Genomic DNA, 6,559 nt, shown 5'->3' on the forward strand with positions numbered 1-6,559 from the left:
CCGCCCTCCACCCGGAGGGCGGCGCGCTCGTTTCCACCCCTCCCCGCTCCGCCGTTGCGCTCCCCGCCGCCCCGCGACACCTTTGGGGCGTCCCCGGCCCGAACCCCTCCCGCACCGGGGGGTACTGGACCGGAAGACCCACCGAGGAGAAAAGGCGGCACCCAGATGATCCAGATCACCGAGACCGCGCGCGAGAAGATACAGTCGCTGGTGGACGCGGAGGTCGTGCGGGAGCCCGCGCTCCGCATCGGCCTGGCGCCGGAGGCGGAGCGGCGCAGCCCCCTGCAGCGCCCCTACCAGATCTCGCTGGTGGAGCGGGACGACAAGGAGCGCACCGAGATCGCCATCAACGTGGAGGGGATCCGGGTCCTGCTGAACCTGGACACCTCCAACCTGCTCAGCGGCGCCACCGTAGACTGGGTGGAGGCCAACGGCGCCAGCGGCTTCGACGTGCGCACCCCGGAGCCCGCGCGCCCGGCCCCGCGCCCGGAGGGCGGCTCCGCCGCTACCGGCCCCCTCGCGGAGCGGGTCCAGGCGGTGTTCGACGAGCTGGTGAACCCCCGCATCGCCGCGCACGGCGGCGCGGTGGAGCTGGTGGACGTGGAAGAGAACACCGTCTTCATCCGCATGAGCGGCGGGTGCCAGGGGTGCGCCGCCTCCGCGGCCACGCTGCGCATGGGGATCGAGCGGACGCTGCGGGAGGAGATCCCGGAGATCGGCGAGATCCAGGACGTGACCGACCACTCCGCGGGCGAGAACCCGTACTTCTAGCCCCGGTCAGCCCGGGACGCGAACGGCGGAACGGCGCTCACGCGCCGTTCCGCCGTTCTGTTTACTTGCGCGGGGAAACGGCTCCGCCGCTCACGAGGAGCCCGCCTGCGCCGAGCGCTCCGGCTCCGCGTCGGCATCTCCCACCGGCTCCTCCGCCGCACCCCTCCCGTCCTCCGAGAGCTCCGGCCCCTCTACGGGGAGCACCAGCGTGAACACGCTCCCCCGCCCCGGCTGGCTCTCCACCTCGATCCTCCCGCCGATCAGCGCCGCGTACCGCCCCGAGAGGTAGAGCCCCAGCCCCGTGCCCTCGTGCGAGCGCGAGAACCCGCTCTGCAGCTGCTCGAACGGGCGGAACAGCCGCGCCTGGTCCCGCGACGAGATCCCGGGGCCGGTGTCGGCCACGGCGATCGCCACCTCGCCGCCTCGCACCTCCACCTGGATCCGCACCTCCCCGCGCTCCGTGAACTTGACCGCGTTCCCGGCCAGGTTGATGACGATCTGCCGGACCTTGTCGGCGTCGGTGGGCACCGCGTCCGCGCCCTCGCACGCCTCGATGCGGAAGGCCAGCGCCTTCTCCGCCGCCAGCGGCTCGATCACCGCCGCCACCTCGCTGGCCAGCGCGCACAGGTCCGCCGGGGCGATCCGGACCTCGATGCGCCCCGCCTCCAGCTTCGCGAAGGAGAGGACCTCCTCGATGAGCCCGCGCAGGTGGCGCGACGCGGCGCCGATCCGCCCCAGCGCCTCCCGCTGGGGATCCACCAGGGGGCCGTGGATCTCCATTTCCAGCAGCTGCAGGTGGCCGAGCACGGCGTTCAGCGGGGTGCGCAGCTCGTGGCTCATGGTGGCCAGGAACTCGCTCTTGGCGCGGTTGGCCTCTTCCGCGGCGATGCGGCGGTGCGCCTGCGCCCGCGTGAGCGCGAAGAGGAGGCCGCTCACCAGGACCCCGCCGAGCGCAAGGGCGGGCACCACGGCGCGGGTGGACCCCGCCTCGAAGGCCGGCTGCGAGGCGACGGCCACCGTCCAGGGGTGCCCGGCGACCTGGAGGGTGCGGGTGGCGGTGAAGGCGGGCTCGTGCCCCGGGGGGCGAGGGGAGGCGTGCAGCAGCGCCTCGGGCCGGGTCCCGGTGCTGTCGTACACCCGGAAGCGGACGCGCGGCGCCGCCTCCGAGCCGAAGATCCCGGCGAACAGGTCGTCCGCGCGGAAGGGGCTGTAGACGAACCCAAGGAGCGAGTCCCGCCGCGCCTCCACGGTGGCGGGAACGCGGTCGCCGCGGTACACGGGGAGGTAGAGGAGGAAGCCGGCCTGGCGCCGGCCGTAGATCTCCTGCCGCAGCGTCACCTTCCCCGAAAGCGCCGGCTCCCCGGTGTCGCGGGCGCGGGCCATGGCCTCCCGGCGGACCGGCTCGGAGTACATGTCGAAGCCGAGCGCCGCGCGGTTGCGTCGGTCCAGAGGCTCCAGGTAGACGATGGCGTGCCTCTCGTCCACGGGGCCGGGGAGCCCCACGGCGAGCCGGCGGGTCCACCCGATCCCCTGCACCCCCGGGAAGCGGCGCTGCACCTCCAGCCGCTCGGCGTAGGCCCGGAACTCCTCGGGGGTGACCGAGTCCGACGCCGCGAACAGGGCGGCCCCGCCGCGCAGCGTGGTGAGGTAGACCTCCAGGCGCCCGTCGATGCGGTCGACCGCAGCCTCCACCGCGTTCTCGAAGCGCATCCGCTCGCGGTCGCGCGTGGCGGCGTCCAGCGCGAGCGTGGCCGCCACGGTGAGGAGGAGCGAGACCGCCAGCACCATCCAGGGCGCGTGCGCGCCCCGGTCCGCCCCGGCGGGCGTGCGCCGCGGCGGCGGACGTCGGATCGGCATCGGGGCGGCGGGGTGGGTCGTCCGCCCTCTACCGGGCGGGGGCGACCGGCACCCAGGCGCGGGTGTTCTCCCAGGTGAGCGCCAGCACGCTCTGCCCGCCTCGCGGCTCCACCGCGATGGTGAACTGCTCCACCGGCGCGGCCACGCGCTCGGTCTGCATGGGGACGCGCACCAGGTCCTGCGCCGGGTCGTACTCGGTCCCCCACTGCCCGGTCTGCCGGTTGATCACCAGCGTCCACTCCCGCTCCCCGGGGATCGTCCAGAGCGTGTAGCTCCCCGCCGGCACGCGGGCCCCGCCGATGGTGAGGTCCCGGTCGGTGCGGAGGTGGGTGGCCTGGTTCGCGCCGGTGCGCCACACCTCGCCCCACGGGACCATCCCACCGAAGACCCGCCGCCCGCGCATGGAGGGGCGGCTGTAGCTCACGGCGACGGTGGCATCGCCCACGCGCGCCGTGACGGAGTCGCGCGGCGACGCCTGCCCGAAGCCGCGCCCGGCCTGCTCCCGCGCGGCGAACGCGGCGGTCAGCGAGTCCAGCGCCACTCCGGGGACGCGCTCGGCCACGATCTTGAGCGTGCTCCCGCTCCCGTCCCAGGCGAGCAGGCGCCCGCGCGCGTCGGTCCGCGCCCGGTTCACCCCGGCGATGTTGGACACGGCGTACTCGCCCTCACCGGTCCGCCGCACCGTGAGCGCGAGCGGGTTCGGCCCGCCGATGGGGACCATCGCCACGGCCAGGCTGTCCGCCCGGGTGGCGGCCGCCCGCGCCAGCGGCAGCTCGTAGAGCGCCACGGAGTAGCCCAGGAAGGGGATGGCGCCCGCTGAGGCCGCCATGCGGAAGGTCTGCGTGCTGTCCCCGCGCGTCACCCGCACGGTCGCGCTGTCGCCGCCCAGCTCCGCGACCCCGCGCATGAACGGCTGCTCCTGGCCGGGGTTGCGGAAGGCGATCTCGAAGCTGGAGAGGGTGCCGTCCGGCCCCAGGGTGCCGGCGTACTCGCGGAGCTGCGTGCGCGGGGTGCGCACCACCTGCCGCCCCCGGATGCGGTCGCCCGTTCGGGTGAACTCCTCCACCGCCACGGTGTCGCTGCCGAGGCGGATGACGTACGCCCCGGAGTCGGGCGGCGTCTGCGCGGCGGCCGGGGCGGGGTGCGCGGCCAGGAGGGGAACGGCGAGGCCGGTGAGCAGGCGGAGCGGCGAGGGGCGCATGGTGTCCTCTGGGTGCGGGGTCCACAGTGGCTGCACGGAAGAGGATGGCGTCCGCACCGGCGCCGCGCAACGGGTATGGAACGAGCGAGGGGCGGAGCCGAAGCGGGCCGGGTGCCCGCAGGGGTACCCGGCCCGTCCACGAGACGCGGTCGAGCGGAGATCAGTCCTTTTCGACGCTGATCCCGCTCTTGAACTCGGCCTCGAACTCCACCGTCTTCCCGTTGAGCGCGGCCAGGTTCAGCACCTGCGTACCCGACCTGAACCAGGTGGCCGGGTGGAGGTTGACCGTGATGGCCCCATCCTCCGGCACCCGGAACGGAGTAGCGAACTCGTGCTCGACCTCGATCTCCGCGTCGAAGTAGACCGTGAATCGCTGCGCGTTCCCGCCGGTCGGGGTGAAAGTGCCGTGCACGACCATGCTCGCCCTGCTCGGGAAGCCGGGGTACGCCTGGCGCATCTGCGCCAGGATGGCCTCGACCCTCTGCCGCTCGGAGGCCTCGTCGTCGTCATCCGCGTCCAGGTCTTCGACCTCGAACTCGAACTCCGTGTAGGTACCCGCCGGAATCACCGCGCTGACCACCTCGGCCGCCGTGCCGTCCAGCAGGTTCACCAGGAAGGGACCGCCCTCGAACTCCTCACAGTCATCGTTCCCCGTCAGGCACGATCCCTCGGCGCGCTCCAGTTCGATCTCGGAGACGATCAGTCGGATGTCCTGGATCACGAGCGTTCCGTTCGTGCCGGTGAGCGTGATCGGGCCCCTGGCCGGAACGTGGTCGAACGACGCCCCGGAGCCGGAACTCTGGGAGGCGGACGAGCCCGTGGAGGTGATCGCGTCGAAGCGCACCGCCACCCGACGCCCGTCGTCGGGGCCGGTCGAATCGCACGCCCACAGCAGCGGGACCAGGAGGGCCATCGCCAGGTTCTTCTTCATCTCGCACATCCTCAGAAAGTGTAAGTGGCGCACAGGGCCGCCATCGCCACTCCCCGCAGCGTCCGCATCCGTTTGCACGAACCAGACCACCGACCGCAAGCAGGCAGCTCAGCGACATCCGACTGTAGGGAAATCACTTAGCAGCACAGGCGCCCGCGTGCGCGGCAGCTCCGGCTACCGCTCGATCGGCAGCCGCACGGAGTTGCCCCACTCCGTCCAGGAGCCGTCGTAGTTGCGGACGTTGTCGAAGCCGAGCAGGTAGGTGAGCGCGAACCAGGTGTGCGACGAGCGCTCGCCGATGCGGCAGTAGGCGATGGTCTCGCGCCCGGGGTCCAGCCCGAGCTGCTCCTGGTACAGCGCCCGCAGCTCATCCGCGGAGCGGAACTCCCCCGTGTCCGGGTTCACGGCGCGCGCCCAGGGCATGCTCTTCGCGCCGGGGATGTGCCCGCCGCGCATGGCGCCCTCCTGCGGGTAGTCGGGCATGTGCAGCTTCTCGCCGCTGAACTCCTCCGGCGAGCGGACGTCCACGAGCTGCCCCTTCTCCCGGACGTGCTCCAGCACGTCGTCGCGGAAGGCGCGGATCCGCTCGTCGTCGCGCTCCGGCACCGGGTAGTCGGTGGGCGGGTAGCGGGGCACGTCCGTCGTCATGGGGCGCCCCTCGTCCTCCCACTTCTTCCGCCCGCCGTCCATCACCTTCACGCGGTCGTGCCCGAAGAGCCGGAAGACCCAGAGCGCGTAGGTGGCCCACCAGTTGTTCTTGTCGCCGTAGAAGATCACGGTGGTGTCGGGGGCGATCCCCTTCTCCCGCATCAGCTGCGCGAACGACTCCGGGTCCAGGTAGTCGCGCATCAGCGGGTCGTTGAGGTCCGCGTGCCAGTCCACCTTCACCGCGCCGGGAACGTGTCCCGTGTCGTAGAGGAGCACGTCCTCGTCGGACTCCACGATGCGCACCTGGGGGTCGTCGAGGTGCTCGGCCACCCACTCGGTGGAGACCAGCGCATCGGGGTTCGCGTACCCGCGCTGCTCGATCGGCCGGCTCGCCATGGTCTGCCTCCTGGAAAAAGGGTCGGGCGGACGGGGTCCGCCCGGGAATGCCGTACATGAAAGCGCCCGGTCCGCCCCGGAGAGCGGACCGGGCGAAGCGCCGGGGTGTCAGGCCGCGCCGCCGCCCTCCGCCTCGCGCACCGCGCGCTCCGCCGCCTCGAACCCCATGCGGGAGTGCGTCCCGTCGCAGAAAGGCTTCTTGGTGGACGCCCCACAGCGGCAGAGGGAGACGCGCTTCTTCGCCGAGATGTCGTACTCGTTGCCGTCCGCGTCCACGATCCGGACGGGGCCCTCCACCCAGTAGGGGCCGTTGTTGTTGACCTTGATGGTCACGCCCGCGTCTTCCGCCATGCGCATCCTCCCGTGTGTGGTCGTCCGGAGGCGCCCGCCGCCCCGAAGTCGCCATCTCCCGCCGCAAGCGGCGTTCCCGTCCTTCACGCGCCCGCGGCGGCCCCGTACATCCACGCGATTCCCAGCGCCACGCTTCCCAGCGCGGTGGCGGCGCGCAGGCCTCCGGCCAGGGAGGGGAAGCGGAGCCCGGCCTGGCTGAAGAGGAGCCCCGCCACCAGGGCGTAGATCCCCATCGCCGCGGTGGTCCCCACGCCGAAGAAGAGGAGGTACCCGGCCGCCGTCCAGGGGGAGGCGGTGAGCGCCACCGGGAGCAGGGCGAGCAGCGGCGCCGTCCCCGCCAGCCCGTGGGCGACCCCAACCCAGAGCGAGCCGCCCCGGCCGTGCCGGCGGCCGGGGTGCGGGTG

General features: G+C 73.1%; 7 protein-coding genes. 1 reads left to right on the top strand and 6 read right to left on the bottom strand.

The window, feature by feature from the left end:
- The first annotated feature begins 165 nt into the window (after window positions 1-165).
- Window positions 166-771: a NifU family protein gene (locus VGR37_04645; GenBank protein ID HEV2146685.1), complete on the top strand. Its 606-nt coding sequence runs from the start codon at window positions 166-168 to the stop codon at window positions 769-771.
- Between the two features lie 90 nt (window positions 772-861).
- On the opposite strand, the gene VGR37_04650 is transcribed toward VGR37_04645, so the two are convergent.
- The 6 genes from VGR37_04650 to VGR37_04675 all read right to left on the bottom strand — a co-directional run.
- Window positions 862-2,628, bottom strand: coding sequence for a CHASE domain-containing protein (locus VGR37_04650; GenBank protein ID HEV2146686.1), 1,767 nt, complete (start codon window positions 2,626-2,628; stop codon window positions 862-864).
- A gap of 28 nt (window positions 2,629-2,656) precedes the next feature.
- Window positions 2,657-3,829 carry a DUF2911 domain-containing protein gene (locus VGR37_04655; protein ID HEV2146687.1) on the bottom strand — a complete coding sequence of 391 codons (1,173 nt, stop codon included), beginning with the start codon at window positions 3,827-3,829 and terminating at the stop codon, window positions 2,657-2,659.
- Window positions 3,830-3,989: 160 nt separating this feature from the next.
- Window positions 3,990-4,760 (bottom strand): hypothetical protein, encoded by a 771-nt coding sequence (locus VGR37_04660; GenBank protein HEV2146688.1) that lies wholly within the window; start codon window positions 4,758-4,760, stop codon window positions 3,990-3,992.
- A 174-nt stretch (window positions 4,761-4,934) separates the two neighbouring features.
- Window positions 4,935-5,804 (bottom strand): sulfurtransferase, encoded by an 870-nt coding sequence (locus tag VGR37_04665; GenBank protein HEV2146689.1) that lies wholly within the window; start codon window positions 5,802-5,804, stop codon window positions 4,935-4,937.
- 108 nt (window positions 5,805-5,912) lie between these two features.
- Entirely contained in the window at window positions 5,913-6,155 is a 243-nt protein-coding gene (locus tag VGR37_04670; GenBank protein HEV2146690.1) for a CDGSH iron-sulfur domain-containing protein, read from the bottom strand.
- 83 nt (window positions 6,156-6,238) lie between these two features.
- On the bottom strand, window positions 6,239-6,559 hold a 321-nt coding region (locus tag VGR37_04675; GenBank protein HEV2146691.1), incomplete at its 5' end, for a hypothetical protein.

The organism is Longimicrobiaceae bacterium (assembly GCA_035936415.1).
In the GTDB taxonomy this organism is placed as follows: Bacteria; Gemmatimonadota; Gemmatimonadetes; order Longimicrobiales; family Longimicrobiaceae; genus JAFAYN01.